This window comes from Nitratireductor rhodophyticola (assembly GCF_019891355.1).
Classification (GTDB): domain Bacteria; phylum Pseudomonadota; class Alphaproteobacteria; order Rhizobiales; family Rhizobiaceae; genus Nitratireductor; species Nitratireductor rhodophyticola.
Genome location: NZ_JAHSSF010000002.1, coordinates 330,667 through 354,400, shown reverse-complemented (window position 1 = coordinate 354,400; position 23,734 = coordinate 330,667). Strand labels below are relative to the sequence as shown.

Annotated in this window: 22 protein-coding genes and 1 pseudogene; 14 read left to right on the top strand and 9 right to left on the bottom strand. The window is 60.9% G+C overall.

Annotation, left to right across the window (positions count from 1 at the left end):
* Nucleotides 1-420 precede the first annotated feature (420 nt).
* The 7 genes from KUG85_RS07420 to KUG85_RS07390 all read left to right on the top strand — a co-directional run bounded on the left by KUG85_RS07420 (nt 421) and on the right by KUG85_RS07390 (nt 7,143).
* Nucleotides 421-1,767 carry an ROK family transcriptional regulator gene (locus KUG85_RS07420; RefSeq protein ID WP_223004723.1) on the top strand — a complete coding sequence of 449 codons (1,347 nt, stop codon included), beginning with the start codon at nt 421-423 and terminating at the stop codon, nt 1,765-1,767.
* A gap of 57 nt (nt 1,768-1,824) precedes the next feature.
* Nucleotides 1,825-2,619: an ABC transporter permease gene (locus KUG85_RS07415; protein ID WP_065817173.1), complete on the top strand. Its 795-nt coding sequence runs from the start codon at nt 1,825-1,827 to the stop codon at nt 2,617-2,619.
* Nucleotides 2,620-2,622: 3 nt separating this feature from the next.
* Entirely contained in the window at nt 2,623-3,402 is a 780-nt protein-coding gene (locus tag KUG85_RS07410; protein ID WP_065817174.1) for an ABC transporter ATP-binding protein, read from the top strand.
* A gap of 40 nt (nt 3,403-3,442) precedes the next feature.
* Nucleotides 3,443-4,414 (top strand): aliphatic sulfonate ABC transporter substrate-binding protein, encoded by a 972-nt coding sequence (locus tag KUG85_RS07405; RefSeq protein ID WP_065817175.1) that lies wholly within the window; start codon nt 3,443-3,445, stop codon nt 4,412-4,414.
* A gap of 73 nt (nt 4,415-4,487) precedes the next feature.
* The gene (locus KUG85_RS07400) at nt 4,488-6,056 is read left to right on the top strand and encodes a sulfatase family protein (RefSeq protein ID WP_223004722.1); all 1,569 of its coding nucleotides are present in this window, start codon (nt 4,488-4,490) and stop codon (nt 6,054-6,056) included.
* On the top strand, nt 6,041-6,205 hold the full coding sequence (locus tag KUG85_RS07395) for a hypothetical protein (protein WP_223005278.1): 165 nt from the start codon (nt 6,041-6,043) through the stop codon (nt 6,203-6,205). The genes KUG85_RS07400 and KUG85_RS07395 overlap by 16 nt, the downstream gene beginning before the upstream one ends.
* A gap of 56 nt (nt 6,206-6,261) precedes the next feature.
* Complete coding sequence (locus tag KUG85_RS07390) at nt 6,262-7,143, top strand: formylglycine-generating enzyme family protein (RefSeq protein WP_255606291.1); 882 nt, start codon at nt 6,262-6,264, stop codon at nt 7,141-7,143.
* A gap of 94 nt (nt 7,144-7,237) precedes the next feature.
* Here the strand turns inward: KUG85_RS07390 and KUG85_RS07385 are convergent.
* From KUG85_RS07385 to KUG85_RS07375, 3 genes and pseudogenes are all read right to left on the bottom strand, one after another.
* Nucleotides 7,238-7,378: pseudogene (locus KUG85_RS07385) on the bottom strand (IS3 family transposase); the annotation flags it as partial.
* 241 nt (nt 7,379-7,619) lie between these two features.
* Complete coding sequence (locus KUG85_RS07380; protein ID WP_223004721.1) at nt 7,620-8,645, bottom strand: alpha/beta hydrolase; 1,026 nt, start codon at nt 8,643-8,645, stop codon at nt 7,620-7,622.
* The gene (locus tag KUG85_RS07375; RefSeq protein WP_007007601.1) at nt 8,635-9,297 is read right to left on the bottom strand and encodes a GntR family transcriptional regulator; all 663 of its coding nucleotides are present in this window, start codon (nt 9,295-9,297) and stop codon (nt 8,635-8,637) included. Before KUG85_RS07375 ends, KUG85_RS07380 begins: the two co-directional genes overlap by 11 nt.
* 160 nt (nt 9,298-9,457) lie before the next feature.
* Here KUG85_RS07375 and KUG85_RS07370 point away from each other — a divergent pair, with 160 nt between their 5' ends.
* Genes KUG85_RS07370 through KUG85_RS07340 form a run of 7 tightly spaced genes read left to right on the top strand, consistent with a single transcriptional unit; the run spans nt 9,458 to nt 17,253 of the window.
* Complete coding sequence (locus KUG85_RS07370) at nt 9,458-10,327, top strand: alpha/beta hydrolase (protein ID WP_223004720.1); 870 nt, start codon at nt 9,458-9,460, stop codon at nt 10,325-10,327.
* Nucleotides 10,327-11,439: a C45 family autoproteolytic acyltransferase/hydolase gene (locus tag KUG85_RS07365; RefSeq protein ID WP_223004719.1), complete on the top strand. Its 1,113-nt coding sequence runs from the start codon at nt 10,327-10,329 to the stop codon at nt 11,437-11,439. Before KUG85_RS07370 ends, KUG85_RS07365 begins: the two co-directional genes overlap by 1 nt.
* A 37-nt stretch (nt 11,440-11,476) precedes the next feature.
* The gene (locus KUG85_RS07360) at nt 11,477-13,033 is read left to right on the top strand and encodes an ABC transporter substrate-binding protein (protein ID WP_223004718.1); all 1,557 of its coding nucleotides are present in this window, start codon (nt 11,477-11,479) and stop codon (nt 13,031-13,033) included.
* 21 nt (nt 13,034-13,054) lie between these two features.
* Complete coding sequence (locus KUG85_RS07355; RefSeq protein WP_223004717.1) at nt 13,055-14,002, top strand: ABC transporter permease; 948 nt, start codon at nt 13,055-13,057, stop codon at nt 14,000-14,002.
* Nucleotides 13,999-14,841: an ABC transporter permease gene (locus KUG85_RS07350; RefSeq protein WP_223004716.1), complete on the top strand. Its 843-nt coding sequence runs from the start codon at nt 13,999-14,001 to the stop codon at nt 14,839-14,841. Before KUG85_RS07355 ends, KUG85_RS07350 begins: the two co-directional genes overlap by 4 nt.
* Nucleotide 14,842: 1 nt before the next feature.
* The gene (locus KUG85_RS07345; RefSeq protein WP_223004715.1) at nt 14,843-16,621 is read left to right on the top strand and encodes a dipeptide ABC transporter ATP-binding protein; all 1,779 of its coding nucleotides are present in this window, start codon (nt 14,843-14,845) and stop codon (nt 16,619-16,621) included.
* Nucleotides 16,618-17,253: an FMN-binding negative transcriptional regulator gene (locus KUG85_RS07340; RefSeq protein ID WP_223004714.1), complete on the top strand. Its 636-nt coding sequence runs from the start codon at nt 16,618-16,620 to the stop codon at nt 17,251-17,253. The genes KUG85_RS07345 and KUG85_RS07340 overlap by 4 nt, the downstream gene beginning before the upstream one ends.
* Before the next feature lie 128 nt (nt 17,254-17,381).
* On the opposite strand, the gene KUG85_RS07335 is transcribed toward KUG85_RS07340, so the two are convergent.
* The 6 genes from KUG85_RS07335 to KUG85_RS07310 all read right to left on the bottom strand — a co-directional run bounded on the left by KUG85_RS07335 (nt 17,382) and on the right by KUG85_RS07310 (nt 23,595).
* The gene (locus tag KUG85_RS07335) at nt 17,382-18,458 is read right to left on the bottom strand and encodes an ABC transporter ATP-binding protein (protein WP_223004713.1); all 1,077 of its coding nucleotides are present in this window, start codon (nt 18,456-18,458) and stop codon (nt 17,382-17,384) included.
* Between the two features lie 12 nt (nt 18,459-18,470).
* Nucleotides 18,471-19,304, bottom strand: coding sequence for a carbohydrate ABC transporter permease (locus KUG85_RS07330; RefSeq protein WP_025029913.1), 834 nt, complete (start codon nt 19,302-19,304; stop codon nt 18,471-18,473).
* A 4-nt stretch (nt 19,305-19,308) separates the two neighbouring features.
* Nucleotides 19,309-20,244 carry a carbohydrate ABC transporter permease gene (locus KUG85_RS07325; RefSeq protein WP_223004712.1) on the bottom strand — a complete coding sequence of 312 codons (936 nt, stop codon included), beginning with the start codon at nt 20,242-20,244 and terminating at the stop codon, nt 19,309-19,311.
* Nucleotides 20,245-20,361: 117 nt separating this feature from the next.
* Nucleotides 20,362-21,621, bottom strand: a complete 1,260-nt coding sequence (locus KUG85_RS07320; RefSeq protein ID WP_223004711.1) for an ABC transporter substrate-binding protein — start codon at nt 21,619-21,621, stop codon at nt 20,362-20,364.
* Between the two features lie 85 nt (nt 21,622-21,706).
* Nucleotides 21,707-22,879 carry a PLP-dependent transferase gene (locus KUG85_RS07315; protein WP_223004710.1) on the bottom strand — a complete coding sequence of 391 codons (1,173 nt, stop codon included), beginning with the start codon at nt 22,877-22,879 and terminating at the stop codon, nt 21,707-21,709.
* On the bottom strand, nt 22,876-23,595 hold the full coding sequence (locus KUG85_RS07310) for a FadR/GntR family transcriptional regulator (RefSeq protein WP_065817419.1): 720 nt from the start codon (nt 23,593-23,595) through the stop codon (nt 22,876-22,878). Before KUG85_RS07310 ends, KUG85_RS07315 begins: the two co-directional genes overlap by 4 nt.
* Nucleotides 23,596-23,734: the final 139 nt, after the last annotated feature.

The following is a 23,734-nucleotide window of genomic DNA, read 5'->3' as shown; positions in this document are numbered from 1 at the left end:
CCTGGGGGTGCGGGCCGACTGAGGTCTGGAGAGTTCGAATAGCGCGCGGAAACATAAGACGCAGCAATGACCGTATGCCAAGCATGGCGCTGCGCTGAAGGTCCCAATCGAAAGCGACAGCAGCCTCGCCCGCTGAATTGAGAACGCCGGATCAACGAACGCGCTGGGATTTCTGGATTTGACCTGAAGGAAAACCGGGGCCGTTTCCTCCCCTGCAAGCCAGAATTCCCGGCGCACTCCAGGACACCAACGATGCTTAAGCCATTGACAAATATATAGTTACAGCATGCATCGATAGTTGAGAAGCTGATAGGCTACCGTTACATCATAACCCTGCAGCGCGCATTAATCGGCGACCCGGCCGCAGCGTCAAGCGGGCTTGTGAGAGGGTGGTCGGGTTGTTGGAAGCTGGTTGCGCCATTGCCGCGTCCTGCCCAATCCCAGAACACTGCCCCTGTTGCCGGCAACCCTTTCGTCTCAATTTCTCATTCACAGGCCGGTCCGGCGAATCCACACGCTGGGCCACCGGTTCATGGCCGGTTCCAGCCCAACAAGAAACAGATTGACACACCAATTCATTTAATTTACTCAGTAAGAAAAATAAATGAGGGTCCTGTGAACGCGACCGGACAAATCCTGACACTGCTGCGCGATAGTGGCCCGGCCTCCCGGGCCGACCTTGTTCGTGCGACAGGCCTATCGTCGGCCGGCCTTACCAAGATTGCCACATCCCTCATGCAGCAAGGCATTCTCGACGAACGTCAGGTCGACAACCACAGTGGCCCCGGGCGCCCACCGGTGGCGTTGTCCCTGCGCTCCGATGCGCGCTACGTGATTGGCATTCATTTGTCGGCAGGACGAACCCGCGTTGTGATTGCCGATGTGCTCCTCAATGTCGTGGCCGAGGATGGCTTTACATTTGACCTGAACATGCCGGTGGAAGCGCTTGTCGATCGAACTGCCCAGATAGCGACGCAACTGATCGACACCAGCCGTCTGCCGCGCAACCGCCTTATCGGCATAGGCGTGGGTTTGCCCGGCGGTGTGGACCGCGCCCGGCGCGTCAATATCCATTCATCATTCACCAACTGGACAAATGTGCCCTTTGCCGCACTTTTCGAGGAACGCCTGGGACTGCCTGCAATTCTCGAACACAATGCGACGGCAATTGCTCTTGCAGAAACGCAGTACGGCCGCAATCGCAGTTCGGCCCGCACCCTGCATGTCTTTATGGGACGCGGTATTGGCGCCGGCCTCGCCCAAGGGGCGCATTCAACCGAACGCGGTGCCGCGCGCGGTCCCGTCGAAATTGGCCACATCGTTCTTGATCCCGAAGGCCCGCCGTGCCGCTGCGGCGGTCGCGGCTGCCTGGAAACATATTTTTCCGAACAGCCGATCCTGCAGTGTATCGGGCTTGACGCGGTACCGCCCGAGGGGCTGATCGCCAGAGCAATGGAGAGCGAAGCCTGGCCGGATCTTTATCAGCGTTTCCTGCAAGCACTCTCAACCGCCGTGACGCTCCTGTCGCCCGACAGCGTAGGGCTTGGCGGTCATTTGCATTCGGCACCGGAACAGCTTCTGACCGATCTGCGCCGAGATTTGCCACGCCGCGTCATGCCACAGCAGCGTGAAGGCCTGACCATCAACCGCACCGGGCTGGATAAACCCATCGGGGCGCGCGGAGCTGCCTGCATCGGCCTTGAGGCATTCTTCTATCGCACAGGGCCGGCGCCACTCTTGAGCACCGCTCACATGGAACCGGCCTGAACCAGAATGTCATATCGATAGATCGGGGCTGGAGGGCCCTTCAGGGAGGGGGAAACTATGTCCGTGGTCAGCGAACTCGCGACCGAAAAGCCGAAGCTGTTATCTGCAAGGGGCACCGCCATCATGCTCGGCGCCATATCCTTTGTCGCCGGTATTGGCTTGTGGTGGCTTGCAGTTCTGGCAGGTCTTTCCGCTCTTCCCAATCCACCGGAAGTTCTCAGGCGCTTTATCGAACTCGTCGCAAATGGCCAATTGTTCGGCGACATGGCGGCCTCCCTTCAAAGAGTGCTCATCGGCTTTGCCCTTGGCTCTCTGGCTGCAGTGCCTGTCGGTTTCCTGATGGGCTGGTACAGAATTGCCCGCAATCTGATCGATCCGTGGATTCAGTTCTTTCGCGTCGTGCCGCCACTGGCGATCATACCGCTTGCCATCGTCACACTCGGGATCGACGAAAAACCAAAGATATTCGTGATTTTTCTGGCTGCGTTCCTGTCCTCGGTGGTCGCCACATATCAAGGCGTCATCAGCGTGGACAAAACCTATATCAATGCGGCTCGCGTCCTCGGCGCATCTGACCGGGTGATATTCTCGCATGTCGTCATTCCAGCTTCCACACCGTTCATACTGGTGGGCTTTCGAATTGGGCTGGGTGCGGCCTGGGCTACAGTGGTCGCGGCAGAGCTGATCGCCGCCCAGTCGGGTCTCGGCTTTCGGATGCAGCAGGCCCAGCTCTACTACGACCTGCCGACAATCTTCGTCAGCCTGATCTCAATCGGCATTCTCGGCCTGATCATGGACCGCATCGTGGTGTGGGCAGACGAGCGCCTGACCGGCTGGCAGGAAAGGGTCTGAACCATGGCCACCATTCCAAAGATTCACTTTGACAACGTTGGCAAAATCTTCGGCACGGGTCCGAATGCTTTTATCGCTCTCGAGAAGCTGAATCTCGACATTGCCGATGGTGAGATCGTTACTGTCGTCGGGCCATCGGGCTGCGGAAAGTCCACTGCCATGAACATCGTGGCAGGGCTTCAGGAAGCCACATCAGGGCAGTGCCTCGTTGACGGCAAGGCGGTTCGCGGCCCTGGACCCGACCGAGGCGTGATCTTTCAGCAATACGCCCTATTTCCCTGGCTGACCGTGCGCAGGAATGTCGAGTTCGGCCTCAAGTTGCAGGGCTTGCCGGTCGCCGAAAGGCGCAGCCGTGCCATGCACTATATCGAGCTTGTCGGGTTGGCAGATTTCGCTGATGCCCTGCCCAAGATGCTGTCGGGCGGGATGAAACAGCGCTGTGCAATCGCTCGGGCCTATGCGGTGAATCCATCGGTGCTGCTGATGGACGAGCCATTTGGCGCGCTGGATGCGCTAACCCGCGTTAGGCTACAGGACCAGTTGCTGGACACCTGGTCGCGCGACCGCCGGACGGTCATGTTCATCACCCATGACGTCGACGAAGCCGTTTATCTGGCGCATCGAGTCATCGTCATGGCCGCCCGTCCCGGCCGTCTCCAGGAAATCATCGAAGTCGATCTGCCGTTTCCGCGCAATGAGGACATTCGTCTGTCGCCGGAGTTCACCGAAATTCGCAACCGGGTCTGGCACGCGGTCTACACCCGCAAGTCCAAGGCTGCCTGACAAATTTCCACGAAAGCAACGCATGACAGGGAGGAAATTCATGCATCTCACCAAACGCAATTTCATCGCCGCCGCCTTTGCGATCACGGCATCCGCTGCCCTGGCCGCACCCGCGGTCGCCCAGGAGACGGATCAGATCCGCATGGGCTATATCGCCGACTATTTCGGAACCAGCATCGCCGCTATCGCGAGCGATCAGGAGCTTTGGGAAAAACATGGGCTGGAAGCTGAACTGAAGGTATTCACTAACGGTCCGATCCAGGTTCAGGCCCTGAACGCCGGCTCTCTGGACTTTGCCTATATCGGCCCCGGCGCGCTTTGGCTTCCGGCAAGCGGGCAGGCCAAGGTGATCGCCGTCAACGCACTCGGCTACACGGATCGTGTGATTGCACAACCCGGCATCAAGGGAATTGAGGGTCTTAAAGGCAGGAAAGTCGGCGTGCCGGAAGGCACCTCCGGCGACATGCTCCTGCGTCTGGCGCTGGAGAAAGCAGGTATGAAGATGGACGATGTCCAGGCCGTGAAGATGGATCCGAGTACCATCGTAACGGCTTTCGCTTCAGGCCAGATTGATGGTGCCGGGATCTGGTATCCCTTCGTGGATGTCATTGCCAAGCGGGTCGAGGGCCTGCAGGAACTGGCATCCAACGAGGACTTCTTTCCCGACATCGCGTTTCCCAGCAGTTTTATCGTCAGCGATGACATGGCCGGCAATGCCGATGTCATTCGCAAGGTGAATGCTGTCATCAAGGAAGCGACCGATTTCCGGCGCGCCAATCCCGAACAATCGGTCAAGATCACAGCCGACTTTTTGAATGTTCCCATGGAGCCATTGCTGGCCGAATCCAAACTGGCAAAACTGCCTTCCAGCGCCGAGCTGGAAGTACTGACGCGCGAAGGCAAGGTGAGTAACTGGTTTGACACGCTGGCTGGCCTTTATCAGACCTTCGGCAAAATTGAGAGCCCTTTGCCAGCTTCAGACTTCTATCTGGGCGACCTCTACGCCGATTGATCGTCACCGATAACCGGACCGGCCGCGTACGGGACGCGGTCGGCACCAGACTAGCCAGTTCTCCGAGGACAACATGACGAAGCGCCCCAATATCCTGTTCATCATGGCGGACGATCACGCCGCCGCTGCGATCTCGGCCTACGGATCGGGCCTGAATCACACGCCGAACATCGACCGGCTCGCACAGGAAGGAATGCGGCTGGATGGATGCTATGTCACCAACTCAATCTGCACTCCAAGCCGGGCGGCGATCCTCACCGGGACCTACAATCACGTGAACCTCGTAACAACGCTGGATACCCATATCGACAACCGCCTGCCGCATGTTGCCAAGCATCTGCGCGCCGCCGGATACCGGACCGGCATGTTCGGCAAATGGCATTTGGGTGAGGGCCGTGCGCATGAACCGACAGGCTTTGATGAATGGTCGGTTCTGCCCGGGCAGGGCGACTATTTCGACCCGGTCATGATCAGCCCTGCGGGAGAAACCGTTCACCCTGGTTATGCGACCGATATCATCACGGATCAGTGCATCGATTTCCTGCAGCGCGGCGATGCCGAACAGCCCTTTTTTCTGATGTGTCATCACAAGGCACCCCATCGCCCCTTCGTTCCGCATCCACGCTATTGCGATCTCTATGTAGATGATCTGCCGGTTCCAGCGACCTACGACGACGCGTATGACAACCGGGCCGCGGCCGCGGCCGCTGCGAAAATGCGCGTGCGGGTCGATATGAGCTATGAGGACCTGGGGCTGGTGATGCCCGAGGGCGGCGCTGAAGTGGGAGAACTCGGGCAGCCAGGATCGACCATGCGCAAGGTCCCGAACGATGACGATGTCAGCAATCTGCGCCTGATCGATCGTGCGACGGGCGAGGTCTACACGTTTGACAGCAAGCGTGAGCTGGACCTGTTCAAATACCAGCGTTACATCAAGCGCTACCTTCGAACCATTGCCGGCATCGATGACAATGTCGGGCGCCTCCTGGACTATCTCGATGCCGAGGGACTGTCCGAAGACACCATCGTCATCTACACATCAGACCAAGGGTTTTTCCTTGGCGAACATGGCTGGTTTGACAAGCGTTTCATGTATGAGGAATCGCTGCAGATGCCATTTCTGATCCGCTATCCCCGCGAGATCGAGCCGGGGAGCACTTCACGGCAGATCGCCTGCAACGTGGACTTCGCACCCACTTTTCTTGATTTCGCCGACGCGCCCCTTCCCAGCTATATGCAGGGCAACAGCCTGAGGCCGCTCTTGCGCGGGGAAGCTGGCGCCGACTGGCAACAGGTCGCCTATCACCGTTACTGGATGCACAGGGACGAAATTCACAATGCCTTCGCGCATTATGGCATCCGGGACAGCCGCTGGAAGCTGATTTATTGGTACAATGACCCGCTTGACCAGATCGGGGCGCAGCACGGAGACGAACCGCCTGAGTGGGAGCTCTTCGATTGTGAGACCGATCCGCATGAACTGCGCAATCTTGCGAATGATCCCGCCTACAATGCCGAGTTCGAACGGATGCTGCGGCTGCTCGACGTCAAAATGGATGAGATCGGTGATCTGCGCGAACATGAGAGCGAAGCTGTTCTGGCTGACCGCAGGAAGGTAATGGCTACATGCACAACCGCCTGATCGAAATCGTGTCGCGTCTCGTTGCACGGATCACCGCACTCCTTCATACATCAGAGCGCTATTATCCCGAGCGCCACTATATGCGCGGTCGGGGTCCGAAAACCGCCGCCCGCGAGCGCAGCGCGCGGGCCGGTTTGAACGGAGACTGACCCTGCCCTGTTGTCCTGCAAGATCATTTGGCCCCGCTGAAGGCTCGGCGACGCCGTTGCCTGCGGCTGCTCTCGACATCGCGGATGGTTCCAGACCGGAGACAGTGGTCATTGCCGGCGGGCGCAGCCATGTCGGACGAGACAGGCCGAAGCTCCCAGAGGACGGTGAGGGTCCACGGCGGCAGATGCGGTTGTCGCCTTATCGCATCGAAACCGTGCCGGTGACGAACGCTCGCTTCGCCGCCTTCGTGCGTGAGACCGGCTATGTGAGTCTTGCCGAGAGATTTGGCTGGGGCCCGGTCTTTCGCCCCTTTCTTGCAAATCCTGAAAGCGTGAAGCCCTCTGCAACAGCGACACCATGGTGGGGGCGCGGCGACGGCGCTGCCTGGTTTCAGCCTGAAGGGCCCGGCAGCAGTGTCGCAGACCGGGCGGATCATCCCGTCGTTCATATCGCATGGGACGACGCCCGGGCTTTTGCCGCATGGGCCGGAGGCAGACTGCCAACGGAGGCCGAGTGGGAGACGGCGGCACGCGGCACCCTCACCGACCCCGTGTTTGTGTGGGGCGATGAACCGCCTTCGCCTGATGCACCGCCCTGCAACATCTTCGTTGGTCGCTTCCCCTATGGGAGTGCGCGCAAGCCCCCCTATCGCGGGACTACGCCCGTTGGCAGCTATTCGCCCAACTCAATCGGCCTGTTCGACATGGCCGGAAACGTCTGGGAATGGGTTGCCGATGCATTTCACGTCCGTTCTCTCTCCCGCGCCGCCAAGGCCCGCAACGCGCTGGCGGCCCAGGCCAATGAGAAAGTCATGAAGGGGGGCAGTTTTCTCTGCCATGAGAGCTATTGCGATCGCTATCGCATTTCAGCCCGGTCGGGGGTCGCTGCAGATAGCGGTGCAAGCAACACAGGCATGCGCATCGTCTATGATGCGTGACGCATCGATATATGCCGAATTGTCCGTCGTCAGATGTTTTGAACAGTTCGGCGGCCTGATTTAGTGGAGGCTCCGGCTCATCAAGGCTTTCATTTCAAGCGGCGGCCTTGCGATGCAGCAAGCGCCGTTGGTTTATGGTGTCGCGTTTGATCCTTTCTCTTGCCTGTAAGATGGTCTGGCCGCGTCCGAAGTAGACGTCAGCCGGAACGAGGTTCCCGAGGCTCTCGTGATAGCGCCGGCCAGGATGCGGGCATACCAGCGATTGCAGTGGGGGGGGCAATTGCCGCCATGGCTGCATTGCGGGTTCCACAGCCGCCGGCAGGCGCCGATCCGCTGGAAGAAACACGCGACCGTTTTGCGAGCGTAGTCAAAATCTACTTCGCCAGATGGATGGAGGCTCTTCGCAAAGCGCTTGAAGGCATCGGCTTCGAGAGAGACCATGCAATTCGCAGCGCGAACAGCATAGTCGCCGGCATTCAGCTCACCCGGGGACCGGCGTCGAGCGGGCTTGTGAGTGTGTGGCGGAACCTGTCGTGGTGGGCGCCGGATCGCGCCAGCGAGGCTGAAATATCTTCCACTATGCAAAAGAAATGCCTCAACGCACGGGAAGATATTCCACCGTGGCACATGAAGCTGTGCAGCATGCCCGGAAGGCATTCCGCCTGAGCCTCCACGCCGGCTTCAATGAGGCGTGTCGCGAAGGCGAGGCCCATATCGCGCAAGGGGTCGCATTCAGCGTTGTAAATTCGCGTAGGCGGCAGCAGATGCAGATCCGGCTGGAAAAAGAGCGTGTTCTCCGGCAACACGCCTTCATCTGGCGCCTTCAGGTAGGTCTCACAGAACCACCGCATCTCGTCCGCATCCAGGTTCATGCCTTTCGCATAGGTCTCGACGGAGGGGTAGATCGGATCCACGCCGGTGAAAGGACGCATATCGGTGACGGGATAGATCAGTGCGAGGCTGCGAAGGGAAAGGCAATTGGTGCGGTGCGCATGGAGAGCCGCGTTGACCGCAAGATTGCCGCCGGCGCTTTCTCCCATCAAAACGAACCTGTCCGGATCGAGACCGAGGGTTTCAGCGCGCTCCGCCAGCCACTCCATCGCATCTGCCGCGTCTTCCACTGCGGCCGGGAACGGATGTTCCGGCGCCAGGCGGTAGCCGACGAAGACCACCACGGCCTGCGTGAGATGCGCCAGAGCGCGCGAATGCATATCGTAGGTTTCCGCATCGCCGAGCACGAAGCCGCCGCCGTGAAAATAGACGATGGCCGGTTGCGGCCCCTCTGTCCCTTCGGGTCGGTAGAGGTGGACATCGAACGTGCCCCGGCAGTCTGATGCTGCGATATGAACCGCTTCGACCTCGTGGCGGATCGGATAGCCATTGTTGCGGAACATGGCGCGCATGGCCGAGCGCGCATCTTCCACCGCCATGTCCTGGAGCGGAGGTCCGCCCGCCGCCTGGGAGCGGTCGAGCATACGCCGGAGTGCCGGATCAAGCGTCATCGGTTTTCTCTTCCTGCCGCCGCTCACCGGCGATATGGGCCATGATGCGGCGGCGCAGCAAATTCAGATCCCTCTGCTCGATCGCATCGACTATGTCGAAATGGTCCTGTGTCGCGCGCTGCAACTGGGCAAGCGTCTGCCATTGCCCCACGGGAGCGGCAGGCCCCTGCTGACGCATGTCCAGCATCAGTTCGCGCAAAACGGCGTTGCGGCAGAAACCATAGAGAACCGCGTGAAACGCATAGTTAGCCTCGATCTGCGAAAACGAGGTGCCATTGAATGCGGCCTCGCGAAAGGCCTCGGCGAGCTCGCGCAGACGGGCGACATCGCCATCGGTCGCCTGATCGATCACATCGGCGGCCGCATGGGCTTCGAGCAGGGCGCGAACCTCGCCGATCTCACTTTCGCGGACGGCGTCCGGCTCGGGCACACGATAGCCTCGGTTGGGAATGTGCTCCACCAACCGCTTGGAATGCAGATAGGCCAGCGCATCGCGCACCTTGATCCGCGTGCAGTCGTAGCGGCGCTCGAGATCAATCTGCTTCAGCCATTCTCCCCTGCGCAGGACGCCAGCATTGATGTCCGCCATGATGCGCTGGGAAATTTCGTCAGGCCGGGTCTTCTCGCCATTTGGATCTTGTTTTCGCGCCATCGTCCAGCCAGGCCCCACGTTTCTTTCGTGGCGAACATAATCGGGAAAAAACACCGAAGCAATATCATCTTCAAAATTGGCGCCAATTTATAAAATTATTTTGACACCAAAAAATCCCGCAGTTAACGTCCCCTCCGAATGAGTTCAGGAGGCTTTCCCCATGCTGCCACGCGTGCAGGACAGTCCGCAGGAGCGGGCCCGCGCATTGTATTTGACTGGTGAGACGACGATCATCGCCTGCCGGCAGGACCCGCGGTTTTCGTTCATGCTCTACATTCCTGAAAGTGCCTGGAGCGAGCCGGAACGCACGCTCGACCTGCTGGTCTCCGTGCACGGGACCATGCGGCTGCAGTCGCTTTATCGCGGTGCGTTTTCGGGCTTCGGCCGTTTCAACAACTGCGTGATTCTTGCGCCGCTGTTTCCCGTTGGCGTGCGGGGCGACATGGAAGCCGGCGGCTACAAATACATGATCGAGGGCGACATTCGCTATGATGAGGTTCTGCTGGCCATGGTCGAGCAGGCGGGCGAACTTATCAATCGCAGGTTCGAGAAATTCATGCTCTTCGGCTTTTCCGGCGGAGGGCACTTCACGCATCGCTTCCTTTATCTGCATCCCGAGCGGCTCAAGGCCGTCTCGATTGGCGCCCCTGGATCGGTGACGCTGCTCGATGAAACGATGGACTGGTGGCCGGGTGTTCGCAATTTCCGGGAGGTGTTCGGGCGCGGCATCGACTTCACGGCCCTGAAAGATGTCAGGGTGCACATGTCGGTCGGGGCGCTGGATACCGAGGAATGGGAAATCACCTTTCCGGAGAATTCACCCAAATTCATTCCCGGCGCGAACAGCGCAGGCCGCAACCGCAACCACCGCCTGCACGCCCTGCGCGAAAGCCTGGAGGCGCGCGGCGTGGATGTCTGGCATGACACGGTGCCCGGTGTCACGCACGACATGATGGGCGTTTTTCCCTATGTCGAGAGCTTCTTTACCGGCGTGTTGCGGGAGCGACTGCCCGCTCCGGGAGCGCGCTGATGGTGGCCGCTCCCAAGCTCGTCGAGATTGAAGGGCCAGCCTTCGAGCGCGGCCTTTCCTACGGGCGGCAGGCCGATGTGCAATTGCGCCACGGGCTCGCCGTCTATCAGGATCTGTTCCGGCAGCACGAACTCGGCTGGGACAGTGTGCTCGGCTATTCCGCACGCTTGCGCGAGGCGCTGGCCCTTCAGGTTCCCGACGCGGTTGAAGAACTGCGCGGCATTGCCGAGGGCGCGGGGGTGAAGCTTGAGGAAGTTCTGGTCATCAATGGCCGGAGCGAAATCATCAACCTTCATGCGCAGGCCCCCAAGGACACCGCTTCGCTCGATGACGGATGCACGGCTGCCGTCGTGCTCCCCGGTCTTTCCGAAAACGGTCGCCTTCTGCACGTTCAGAACTGGGACTGGCTGCCGGAATGCGCCGAAAGCACGGTTGTTCTGAAAATCCGTTCAGACCGGCACCCGGACATTCTCACCTATGTCGAAGCCGGAGGCCTCGCGCGCGCCGGTTTCAACGATCAGGGCGTGGCCATAACAGGAAACAATCTGGTCAGCGCGCAGGATGGAACCCGCCCTTATGGGATTCCCCTCTCCGTCATCCGGCGGCGTGTTCTGGAGGCAGGCGGCTATTCCCAGGCCCTGACCGAGCTTTATCGCCTGCCGCGCACGGTTTCCAACAACATGACGATCAGTTGCGCTCGCAGCGGCGACTGTCTGAACTTCGAAACCACTCCGGACGAAATTTACTGGCAGGCGCCGGACGGAGCGTGTCTGACTCACTCCAATCATTTCGTCACGCCTCAGGCGCGGATACGGGAGCGCGACAGGGGCATTGCCCGTGGTGCCGACACGCTTTTCCGGGACAGGCGCCTGCGCCAGCTCATCGAGAAAGATGGGCACAGGCACGATCTCGACAGCCTGAGCCGCGCGCTTGACGACCGCTTCGGTTCGCCGCGCGGCATCATCCGCACGCCGGAGGGCAATGAAGGCGAGACCAACGCCTATCTCTCCGCCACCGTGGCGATGATCCTGATGGACGCCGGCGCCGGGGAAATGCGTGTGCGCCAGTTGCCCTACACGTCCGACGAAACGGTGCGCTATCAGCTCCACTGACAATAAAAATCATAATGAAAACAAGAGGGAACAGCATATGAGACAGAGAACGACAAACTTCCGTTCAATTGCGCTTGCGGCAGCAGTCGGCCTCGGCGGCGTCGCGCCGGCCATGGCCGACAGCATGGTGAGGACATCGCTCAACGCCGACATTCGCGGCACCAATCCGGGTGTGACGCGCGACGGCAACACCGATGAAGTGCACGGTCACATGATCGAAGGGCTCGTAACCTATGCAAGCGATTTCAGCATCATCCCCATGCTGGCCGAGAGCTATGAGATTTCCGAGGACGGACGCACCTACACATTCAAGCTCCGCAAGGGCGTGAAGTTTCACAATGGCGAAGAAATGACCGCCAGCGATGTGGAATGGTCCTGGAACCGGCTCGCAGGAGAGGCTTCAGAATCCCACTGCAAGAACTTCTTCAATGGCGAGAACAACATCGAGGTGACGTCCGCCAAGGCACAGGGCGACGACACTTTCGTCATTACGCTTGCCGAACCCTATGCGGTGTTTCTGGCGACGATGGCACGTTTCGACTGCGGTTCGATGGCGGTGCTGCACCCCGATTCCGTTAACACCGACGGCAGCTGGAACAAGCCGATCGGCACCGGCCCCTACATGATGGGAGACCACGCTCCGGGGCGCTATGTCGAGCTGAACCGCTTCGAGGACTATTCCAGCCGGGGCGGGGCGCCCGATGGCTATGGCGGCGGCAAGAACCCTACGGTCGACGTGCTGCGCTGGGAGATTGTGGGCGAAGGCGCGGTGTCGAAGACGGCGCTGCTCGCCGGGGATCTCGATCTGGTCGATATCGACGCCATGACTGCGGCCGAACTCAAGGATCAGCCGAACTTCAGCGTTGACGCTGCGGAGTCGGCCGTCTGGGACACATATCTCCTCAACTCCGACGATCCGGTTCTGTCGGATGTCCGCATCCGCCGCGCCATGGCGCATGCGATCGACCCGCAGCGTATCATGGCGGCCATCACCGAGGGTTTCGGCAAGGCCTCGCCATCGCCGGTGCCGCCGATGTCGGCCAACTACACCGACGTGCAGGCGAAATATCTGACCTATGACGTGGAGAAGGCCAAGGCGCTGCTCGAAGAAGCCGGTTACAACGGAGAAGAGATCACCATCCTCGCAACCCGCCGCAATGGTGCCTATTACGAACGGGCCCTGATGGCACAGGCGATGATGATGGATGCGGGCATCAATGCCAGGCTCGAAGTGGTCGAATGGGGCAGTCAGCTCGAAGCCTATCGCAACGGCTCCGGCTACCAGATGCAGAGTTTCACCTTCTCGCCGCGCCTGCATGCCGGGCTGAGCTTCGAGATGTTCACCGGGGACGCCGACCGCAAGGCATGGAAGAATCCGGAAGCGGTGGCGATGATGAACGAATCCCTGCGCAGGGGCGATCCGGAAGAACTGCAGGCGATTATCGACAGACTGCACGAAGCCTTCATTGAGGAAGTTCCCGCAATCGGCCTTGGGCACCGCACCCTTTTCACCGGCATGTCGAGCAAGATCGACGGGTTTGAAAACTGGGGCGCGGGGCTGCTGCGCGGCTGGATGCTCAGGGTGAAAGACTGACGGCAGGCCAGGGAGGCGACCATGCCCATCTTCGTGCTCAAGCGCGTGCTGATGTCCATACCCACTTTCGTGATCGTGGCGGTGATCATCTTCGCGCTGGTACGGGCGCTGCCCGGAGACCCGGCATTGATGATGCTGGGCGGCAATATCGACGACGAGGCGACGCTGGAGCAGATGCGCAGCCAGTTGGGGCTCGACCAGCCAATGCCGGTGCAGTTCGTTGTCTGGCTGCGCGAGGTTTTCTCCGGCAATCTGGGAACCTCCATCATGACCGGGCAGGAGGTGGGCAGCCTCCTGTGGCAGCGCTTCGGCGTGACGGCGACGGTCGTGCTCCTGGCCATGGGATCGGCTCTTCTGGTGTCGATCCCCGCCGGGCTTCTGGCTGCGCACCGCCATAACAGCCGCACGGACTACGCCATCGTCTTCCTGACCATCCTCAAACTCTCGATGCCGAGCTTCTGGGTCGGGCTGATGCTTCTTGTCCTCTTCGGGGCGATACTGGGCTGGCTACCGACCGTCGGCTTCGTTTCGATCAGCGACGATCTCGGCCGGGGCATGCTCTATCTCATTCTGCCGGTCACATCGCTGGCCCTTTCGGAGATAGCGGTTCTTACCCGCATGATGCGGGCTGGAAGCCTCGAGATCATGGGCCGGGATTACATCACGCATGCGCGGGCCAAGGGCCTGCCGGAGCGCAAGGTCCTGTGGCGCCATGTCTTTCCGAACGCTTTTGCGCCGACACTGACCATGGTGGGCGTGATGCTTGCGGGACTGCTGGCCGGTGCGGCAGTGACCGAAACGGTATTCACACTGCCCGGCCTCGGCAAGCTTCTGGTCGATTCCATCTACGCCCGAGACTATCCGGTGCTGCAGGGCGCACTCCTGTTCATCGCCGCGGTCTATGTGCTGACCAATCTCCTTGTCGACATCGCCTATTCCTTCTTCGACCCAAGGGTGCGTCTTTCATGAGTTTCGCGAACCGTATTCTGGGCAAGGCCAACGGACTGGCCGGCGTCATTCTCGTCAGCCTCGTTCTGGGTGTGGCATTGCTGGGCAGCGTCTATACGCCCCATGACCCACTCAAGTCCGACCTGCTGAACCGCTTTGCGGGAAGCTCCCTTTCGCATCCGCTGGGCACTGACATGTTTGGCCGGGATATCCTGTCGCGCCTCATGCGTGGCGCATGGGTTTCCGTTTCGATCGGTCTTTCCACCCTGTTGATTCCGGTGCTTCTGGGAACGCTGCTCGGTGCGGCAGCTGGCTATTTTCGCGGTTGGTTCGACCGGGTGCTGATCGTCGTTCTGGATGCGCTGATGGCCTTTCCGGGATTGCTTATCGCGCTTGGGCTGATGGCGATCATCGGTGCGAACCGCTACGGTGTCATTCTCGCGCTTTCGGTGGCCTATCTGCCTGCGGTAACCCGCGTGGTGCGCGGCTCCGTCCTCTCCGTCAGCCAGTCGGAATTCGTCGAGGCTTCGACGACTATGGGAAACTCGCGCTTCTATACGCTTCTGGTGCATGTGCTTCCCAACTGCATTGCGCCGCTCATCGTGCTGACCACGATGATGTTTGGCTGGGTGCTTCTGGCAGAAAGCGCCCTGAGTTTCCTTGGCCTTGGCGTGCCGCCGCCCGAACCAAGCTGGGGCAATATTCTCGCGGAAGCTAAGGCGCATCTGATGCGCTACCCGATGCTGGGGCTTTTGCCTGGGCTCTGCATCTCGGTTGCGCTCCTTGGCGTGAATTTCCTCGGCGACGCCCTGCGTGACGAGCTGGATCCGAAGTCCACCACCTCGAAGGAGGTTATCTGACATGACAGGAAGCACAGAACACACGCCCGTTCTTTCAGTCGATGATCTGGAAATCTCCTTCGGCGCGCGGCCGGTGGTGAAGGGCGTAAGCTTTCAACTCGCCCCCGGAGAGATCATGGGGCTGGTCGGCGAGAGCGGCAGCGGCAAGAGCATGCTCGGGCGGGCGATCATGGGGCTTTTGCCGGGCGGAGGAGAAGTGACGCGCGGGCGCATTCTGTTCCAGAACCAGGAGGTGACGTCTTGCGGATCGCAGGAAGAGCTGCGGCTGATGCGTGGCAGGCAGGTCGGGCTGATTTTTCAGGAGCCCCTCTCCTCGCTCAATCCGAGCATGCGGATCGGTGAGCAGATGTATGAGGCGATGAGAGAGCATACGGACCTGTCCGAGGCGCAGATCCGCGAACGCGCACTGGAGATGCTGCGGCAGGTGAAGCTGCGAAACCCGGAGGGACTTCTGAAGCGCTATCCGCACGAGTTCTCCGGCGGCATGCGGCAGCGGATCATGATCGCCTCGGTGATGATGCTGAAACCGGCGCTGCTGATCGCAGATGAGCCGACCACGGCGCTTGATGCCGTCGTGCAGAAGGAGGTTCTCGACATCATGGCCGAGGTCGCCCGCGCCAATGGCACGGCGGTCATACTGATCTCGCACGATCTGGCGGTCGTGGCGGCCTATGCCGCCCGGATCGCGGTCATGGAAAAGGGTATTCTCGTCGAGGCGGGCACCACGCAATCCGTGCTCGCGCGCCCTGAACACGATTATACCCGCAGACTTCTTGCCGCCACACAGCTTGGGGAGCCCAGTCCGGTCAAAGGTGAGGAAGGCCCTCCCCTGCTTGCCGTCGAGGGGCTGCGGGTGGAGTTCCGGGAAAAGCGCTTCTTCGGCCTTATGGCAGACACGACGACCCATGCGGTGCGCGACGTGTCCCTGACGGTGCAACCCGGCGAGTTCGTGGGCCTAGTGGGCGAGAGCGGCAGCGGGAAAAGCACCATAGGCCGTGCGGTCGGCAAGCTGGTCTCCAAGGCCGGGGGCCGGATTGTCTTTGACGGGCAGGACATGGATGACTGCCCGCCGGCGCTGGAGCGCCGGCTTCGCCGCCGCATCCGCTTCGTGTTTCAGGACCCCTATTCCTCCCTCAATCCGCGCATGCGGATCGGGCGCATCGTGCGCGAGGGCCTGCGGCAGGACAGGACCATGTCCGAGGCGGCCAAACGCGCAAAAGCCGAGGAGATGCTGGAGGCGGTGGGGCTGCCGCGTGAGATGGCGCAGCGCTTTCCGCACGCGCTTTCGGGCGGCCAACGCCAACGTGTCGCCATCGCCCGGGCCCTTATCAGCAAGCCTGACCTCGTCATCGCGGACGAACCCGTCTCGGCGCTCGACGTCACGATCCAGGCGCAGATACTGGCGCTCTTCAAACAGCTGCAGAGCGAGTTCGGCTTCGCGTGCCTTTTCATCAGCCACGACCTCCATATCGTCGAACAGCTTTGCGCGCGCCTCTACGTGCTCAACAAGGGGCGCATCATGGAACAGGCCGAAACCGCCGCGCTCTTCGATCTGCCGCGCCATCCTTACACACGGCAGCTGCTGTCGGCTTCACCACGGCTGGAACGGGCGCAGGACGGGGTGCGGCTGGCATCTAGCGACCACGTTTGCGGTGCCACTATGGACAAGCTCCCCTATTACGATGCGGCTGTCGCAGATGTCCCTTATCACCTCACAGAGGCAGCGCCCGGCCACTACGTTGCACTGCGCGGTGCAGTGGCCCAGAAGGAATGGCAATGACAGGGAAAATCCAGCGACCCTATGTACCGCCTCTCTATCGCGCGGGTGACGCGGAGACACGCGACCTTGTGCGGGCCTATCCGCTCGCAACGATCATGACCTCCCGCCGTGGCACGATGGACGCAACACAAACGCCGCTTTTCTTCGAAAGCGACGCAGACGATTGCAGCACCGTTATCGGCCATATCGCGCGGATCAACCCGCAGGCCGAAGACGTCATGGAACCAGGGCCGATGCTGGCGGTGTTCAACGGCCCGTCAGCCTATGTGTCGCCGGAGTGGTATGTGGAAGACGAGGACGTGCCGACCTGGATATATCAGGCGGTGCATCTGCGCGGGGAAATAGAGCCGGTGGGCGGTGCGGATATGCGCTCCCTGATGGAAGACATCGTTCGCCTGTCCGAGCGCCGCATCGGCGGCACTTGGCGGCTCGACAGGATTTCTGAAGCGGACATCGCCCGCATGATGCCGAGAATCGTGGGCTTCCGCGTTCACATTGAAACGCTGACCGGGATTTCGAAAGTGGAGCAGACACGCTCGGTCAGGAACCGCAACGGTGTGGCCGGAGCACTGGAGCGCGGCCGGGAAATCGGGCGCGACGTTCTGGCTGGGTTGCTGTCCAAATCCGTCTGAAGGCCTCATGGCCGCCGGCTTCATTGTGAAGCCGTGGTTTTCTCTGCCACTCGTGCAGCATGCGCCGAGCCCGGGGTATTATCCCCGGTCATATTTCACCTGTTTCGTGCCTGTTGGCCGTAGCCGGCCTACGAAGTAACCCTGTCGCCTTCACCGTCAAAGAGATGAAGATGCCCGGGCGGAAAAGAGACCTTTACCGTCGGCCCCGCGTTCAAATGCGTGCGGTCGACAGTGAACACCTTGAATGGCAATCCATGATGCATGAGATGCAGGATCGTGCCGAAACCGGTCGGCTCGATCAGTTCCACGCCGGCATCCACACCTGTTCCGTCTGCATCGGAAAGTTCCACGTGCTCGGGACGAATTCCCACCGTAACCGGCTCATCGGCCGCAAGCGCATACTTCTGCGCGAGCGCGATCAACGTGCCATCCCCCAGGCGCACCGACGCTCCGTTCTCGCCCGGAACATAATGCGCAGAAAGAAAATTCATCCCCGGCGAACCGATGAACCCGGCCACGAAGAGGTTTGCGGGCCGGTCATAAAGGTCGAGCGGGCTGCCCACCTGCTGCACCACCCCGCCGTGCATGGCGACGATACGGTCGGCCAGCGTCATGGCCTCGATCTGGTCGTGGGTAACATAGATGGAGGTCGCGCCAAGGTCGCCATGCAGCTTTTTGATCTCCGCGCGCATCTGTTCGCGCAGCCGCGCATCGAGATTGGACAGGGGCTCGTCGAACAGAAACGCCTTGGGCTGGCGAACGATCGCCCGCCCCATGGCGACACGCTGACGCTGACCGCCCGAAAGTGCTTTGGGGCGCCGCTCCAGCAGCGGGTCGAGCCCCAGTTTCGACGCCGCTGCCGACACGGCAGACTGGATGCGCTCGCGCGGCGTTTTGCGTAGCCGCAGGCTATAGCTCATGTTTTCCGCCACGCTCATGTGCGGATAGAGCGCATAGGACTGGAACACCATGGCAATGTCGCGATCCTTGGGCGCCAGGTCGTTGACCCGCTTGCCCGCGATCGCGATATCGCCGCCGGTGACCTCCTCCAGCCCGGCAATCATGCGCAGCAGCGTGGATTTTCCGCATCCCGAAGGTCCAACGAGAACGATGAACTCACCATCGCTGATGTTCAGGTCGACGCCATGCAGAACCTGCACGGCGCCATAGGACTTGCGGATATCCTGAATGTCGATGGAAGCCATGACGTTTCCTTTTCAACCTTTGACCGCGCCGGCGGTGAGCCCCTGCACCAGATACCGCTGGATGAGGAAGAAGAAGACGCAGGCCGGGATGAGCGCCAGCACGCCCGCGGCCATCATCTGCCCGAAATCGACCGAGAACTTCGACACGAACGAAAGAAGCCCGACAGGGAACGTCGCCGCATCATTGCCGGAGATCAGCATCAGCGCGAACAGAAGCTCGCTCCAGGCGGCGGTGAAGACGAAGCCGATGGTCGCGGCGATGCCCGGCAGTGTCAGCGGCAGGATGATCTGCCGGAATGCCGTGAACTGTGTTGCCCCGTCGATCTTGGCAGCCTCCTCCAGATCTTTCGGGATCCCGTCGAAGAAGGACTGCATGAGAAAGGTGGCAAAGGGCACGTTGAAGGCCGAATAGACGATCACCAGTCCGGTCAGACTGTTGGTCAGACCCAGCGGGGAGAGCATCTTGAAGATCGGTGCCACGAGCATCACCAGCGGAAACATCTGTGTGAGCAGCATCAGGGCGACGATCCAGTATTTTGCCCTGAAGGCGAAGCGCGAGAGCGCATAGCCGGAAAGCGAGGCGAGGATCGTCACCACGATTGCGGTGGAGCCGGCCACGATCAGGCTGTTGCGGAAGAAGATCGGAAAATCGCTGTGCGCGACGACGAAGCGGAAATGATCGAAGCTGACCCGGGAGGGCCACATCCGCACGCCTTCCGAATAGAGAAGATCGTTGGGCGTCAGCGACACCTTCAGGAGCCAGAACAGCGGAAAGAGCGCAAAGACGATATAGGCCAGAATGGCAAGCCGGTGCGCGACAGTGAGAACCATGGATTTTGCCGTCATGCCGTCAGTCCTTGTTCAACATGGTCTGCCGCAGCAGCACGATCAGCATCGAATAGACGAGCAGCAGCACCAGAAGCACCATCGAGATCGCCGAGGCATAGCCGAAGTCGAGGCGCTTGAAGGCCTGTGTGAAGATGTAGCTCGCCACGATCTGCGTGCGGTCGGCCGGTCCGCCATTGGTCATGACAATGATCAGATCGGCGAAATTGGATATCCAGACCGTCCTCAGAAGCACGGTGATGGCGATCGTCGGCGCGAGGAAAGGCAGCGTGATCGAGCGGAAACGCTGGAAAGGCCCCGCCCCGTCGATGGCCGCGGCCTCATAAAGGTCCCGCGGAATTGCCTGAAGCGCCGCAAGCAGCGTAATCGCAAAAAACGGGATGCCCCACCACACATTGGCGACGATGGGCCCCCACATGGCCAGCTGCGGATCGGAAAGAATGTTGCCCGGCTCATCCAGAAGCCCGAGCGCAAAGAGCCAGTGCGGCAGCGGCCCGATCACGGGATTGAAGAGCCAGGCCCAGTTGAGACCGGTCAGGAAGGTGGGCACCGCCCAGGGCAGAAACACCAGCGCCTGCGCGATACCCCGGCCGCGAAACGGCTTGTCCAGAAGCAGCGCCAGGATCAGGCCAAAAAAGAACTGCAGAAAGACCGACGCGCCGGTCCACCACAGCGTGTTACGCAGGGCGCGATAGAACGCCTGATCCTGCGAAAGCGCGCGGAAATGGTCGAGACCGATGAAGCCGCCTGAAAACGGGTTGAGAATCTGTACGTCACGAAACGCGTAGGATAGGCCCAGCGCCAGCGGCACCAGCATCACCGTGGCGATCAAAACAAGCGACGGGGCGCTGTAGAGATAGGGCTCGCAGGCGCCCGCAAGCCGCTGCAGGAGGGGGCGCTTCGGCTGAACTCTCATATCCGTCGAACTGGTGTGGGTCATCGGCGGGTTCCGGATGAACGGGTCGCGGTCACACCCTCGCGCCGGGGCGCGAGGGTGCCGGTGAAGACGACCGGGCATGGGGAGAATTCATCCCCGGCCGCAGGTCCACCGCAGGAGCTACTGCTTGGCGAGAAACTTCTGCTGCGCCTTGGTCAGATAGTCCGCCCACTGGTCGGCGAGCTCTTCCGGCGTGATATCGCCGAGCAACGCTTCCTGAGTGGTCTTGATCGCCAGCGAATCCTTGAAGAAGGCGAATTCCTCAAGATAGGTCGGCATGGAGATCGGAATCGCCTCCGGGTCTTCCAGCTGCTCGAACCAGCCCTTGAACTGCGCACTCGCATAGAAGGGATCCTTCTCCGCCGAAGTGTGCACGGGAAGCGCGCCGGTGCGCTTGTTCCACTCATTGTTGCCCTCCGGCCCTTCCAGCGCGGAGATGAGTTTCCAGGCGAGGCCCTTGTTCTCACTTGCCGCCATCATCGACCAGCCGGCATAGCCGATGGTCGGGAAGGTCTTGCCAGATGGTCCCTTCGGCATGGTCGTCACGCCGAAATCGTCCGCACTCATGCGCTCCGAGATCGCGATGAGCGCATCCGGGTCCTGGTCAAGGAAAGCGCAGGTGCCGGAGTAGAAGCCGGCGACGATCTCGTTAAAACCCCAGTTGACGCTGTCCTTGGGCGCAAGACCGTCCTTGTAGATGTCGATCAGCCAGGTGAACCCGTCGACCCAGCCCTCGCTGTTGGCGGTGGATGTGCCGTCTTCGTTGAAGAAGACATCCGAGCCGGACATGATCGCCCCGAACATCATCCAGCCGTTCAGACCACCTGAACCGCCGCGCAGACAATACCCGTATTTGCCCGGCAGTTCGGATATCTTTTCCGAAGCGGTGCGGAACTCGGCCATGGTCTTCGGCGGTTCGGCAACACCTGCCTCTTCGAGCAGCTTCTTGTTGTAGAACATGGCCCGCAGATAAAAGCCGTAGGGCAGCATATATGCCGTGTCGTCGATATCGCGCCCGAGTTCGAGCGCCCGCGAAGACAGGCTCTCCGTGTGCTCCCAGTTTTCCAGATAGGGCTCGAGGCTCTCCAGCATGCCGTTGTTGGCGTAAAGCGAGAGCCAGGTGTCGGGCATCTCCATCACGTCGGGAATTTCACCCGCCGAAACCATGGTGGCGAACTTCTGGAACGCCTCGCCCCATGGCAGCGATATGATTTCGACCTTCGTGCCCGGATTGGCCTCTTCGAACTTGCCGACAATGGATTTCAGCGTCTCGGTGCGCGCCGGACTGGTGATGACCTCCACCAGCTTCAGCGTCGTGTCGGCCAGGGCTGTTCCCGTCATCAGTGTGGCGAAACTGGCCGCCAGCAGTAACTTTTTCATCGGATTCCCCTTTTCTTGTTTCATTGCTCTCTCCCATTGAGCACGCGGCCGATGCCTCCACATTCGGCCAATGCCCCACTCTGCTTCATGATCCGGAAGCCGCGTTGATCGCTCCTTCCAGATCGCGCCAAAGAGCCTCGGTTCCCTCAAGGCCCACATGCAGCCTCACAGATCGCGGATCGATGCCGAACGCTCTTGCCGAATTGGGCTGTGCCTTCTGCTGCAAGACAATCTCCGCCGGCACCACGAGGCTCTCATGCCCACCCCAGCTCACGCCGAGCTTGAAGAGCCGAAGCCCGTCGGCGAAAGCACGGATGTCGATCCCTTCGCGGAAGGTGAAGGAAAACAGCCCCGATGTTCCCTTCAGACCCGGCGGCAGCGCATTGGCCAGTCCCGGGTGGCGCACGGTCTTCACGACCGGGCTTGCCGCAAGCCGCCGCGCGATCTCCAGCCCTGCTTCCTCGTGCGCCCGCATGCGCGTCGGGAGCGTGCGCATGCCGCGGATGAGCAGCCACGCATCGAATGGCGAAAGCTTTCCACCGAGATAGGCATAGGTTTCACCGCGAATGCGCTCGATCATCGCTCTGGAGCCGGCAACCACACCCGCCACCACATCGCTGTGTCCGCCCAGATATTTGGAGGCGGAGTGAACCACGAGGTCCACGCCCAGAGTGAGCGGCTGCTGGAAAACGGGGCTCGACCAGCTGTTGTCGATCACGCTCACTACACCCTGCGCCCTGGCGAGCGCCGCCAGCGCTTTCACATCATGTGTTTCCATGATCCAGCTCGTCGGGCTTTCCATATAGAAAAGGCGCGCACCCGGCAGGGCCTTCGCCACCGCCGTCTCGTCACGACCGTCCACATAGGTCACCTCGACGCGCATGCGTTCAAGCAGCGTGCCGAACAGCCGAAACGTATCGGGATAGAGATGGCGCACGGCAACGATGCGGTCGCCTGGCTTCACGAAGCTCAAAACCGTGGAGGAAATGGCCGCCATGCCGCTTGCAAACCCGATGGCGTCCTCGCCACCCTCGAGCTTCGCCAGCATCTCCTCGAACATGCGAACGGTCGGATTGAGCCCACGGGTATAAACAGGTCGCACCTTCTCGCCGCGATAGGTCTGGAGCATCTCGTCATAGCTGGAGAAGGTGAAGAGCGAGGTTTGCACGATGGGAGGCACGACGGCATCGAAGGCATTCGCCTCGTCATGCGCGACGATCAGCGAAGCCATGTCATCGGGGTGCAAACTGGCGCTCATCTGGACATTTCCCTGATATCTTCCTCGACCACTTCGAGGATGCGTAGTGTTTTCTCGCGCGCCATGGCGGTGTCCTGGTCGACAATCGCGTCGAACAGCTCGCGGTGGAATGGAAACGAGCGCCGGGCGAAATCCTCGCGGTCGAACGGGTGATCCCAGAACCGCTCGAAGGCCTCGCGCATCTGTTCCAGAAGCTGGCGGAAGAGCGGGTTATGGGTCGCATCGTAGATGGCAAGGTGAAACGCTAGGTCCTCCGGCCCGGACGTGCCTTCTGCCAGATGCACGCGCTCCATCTCGTCGAGCTTTTCCTCGATATTGGCGAGATCGGCTGCGGTGCGCCGGCGTGCGGCCACCACGCTGGCCTCGGCCTCGATGCCGCGTCGCACTTCGAGCGTCTGCAAGAGGGCGTCGCGCTGGCGCGCGGTGTTCAGAGAAAGCGGCATGTGAACGGTGCCGGCCGCCACCGGCTTCAGGAGATAACTCCCGCTTCCCCGCCGTGTCTCGATCACGCCGAGCGCCTCGAAGCGCCTGATGACCTCGCGGATCGTCGACCGCCCGACCCCCAGCGCAGACATGAGCTCCCGCTCTGCCGGGAGACGGTCCCCGACCTTCAGTTCGGCCCGCTCGATATAGGCGGCAACAGCATCGGTGACCTGGCGAACCCGGTCCTGCGCCGGCAATGCGGTTATGATCGAGGTGTCTCTGATGCCTGCCATGTCACCATCCAAATTGGTCTGACATCATAGCAATAGGATCACGATTGTAAATCCGTTCTCGTCCGCTCCCTTCACGGGTTCGTCGGATCCGCGCGCAAATTCCGCACACGATGGCGGAGGCGCCGGACAAGATCACAGC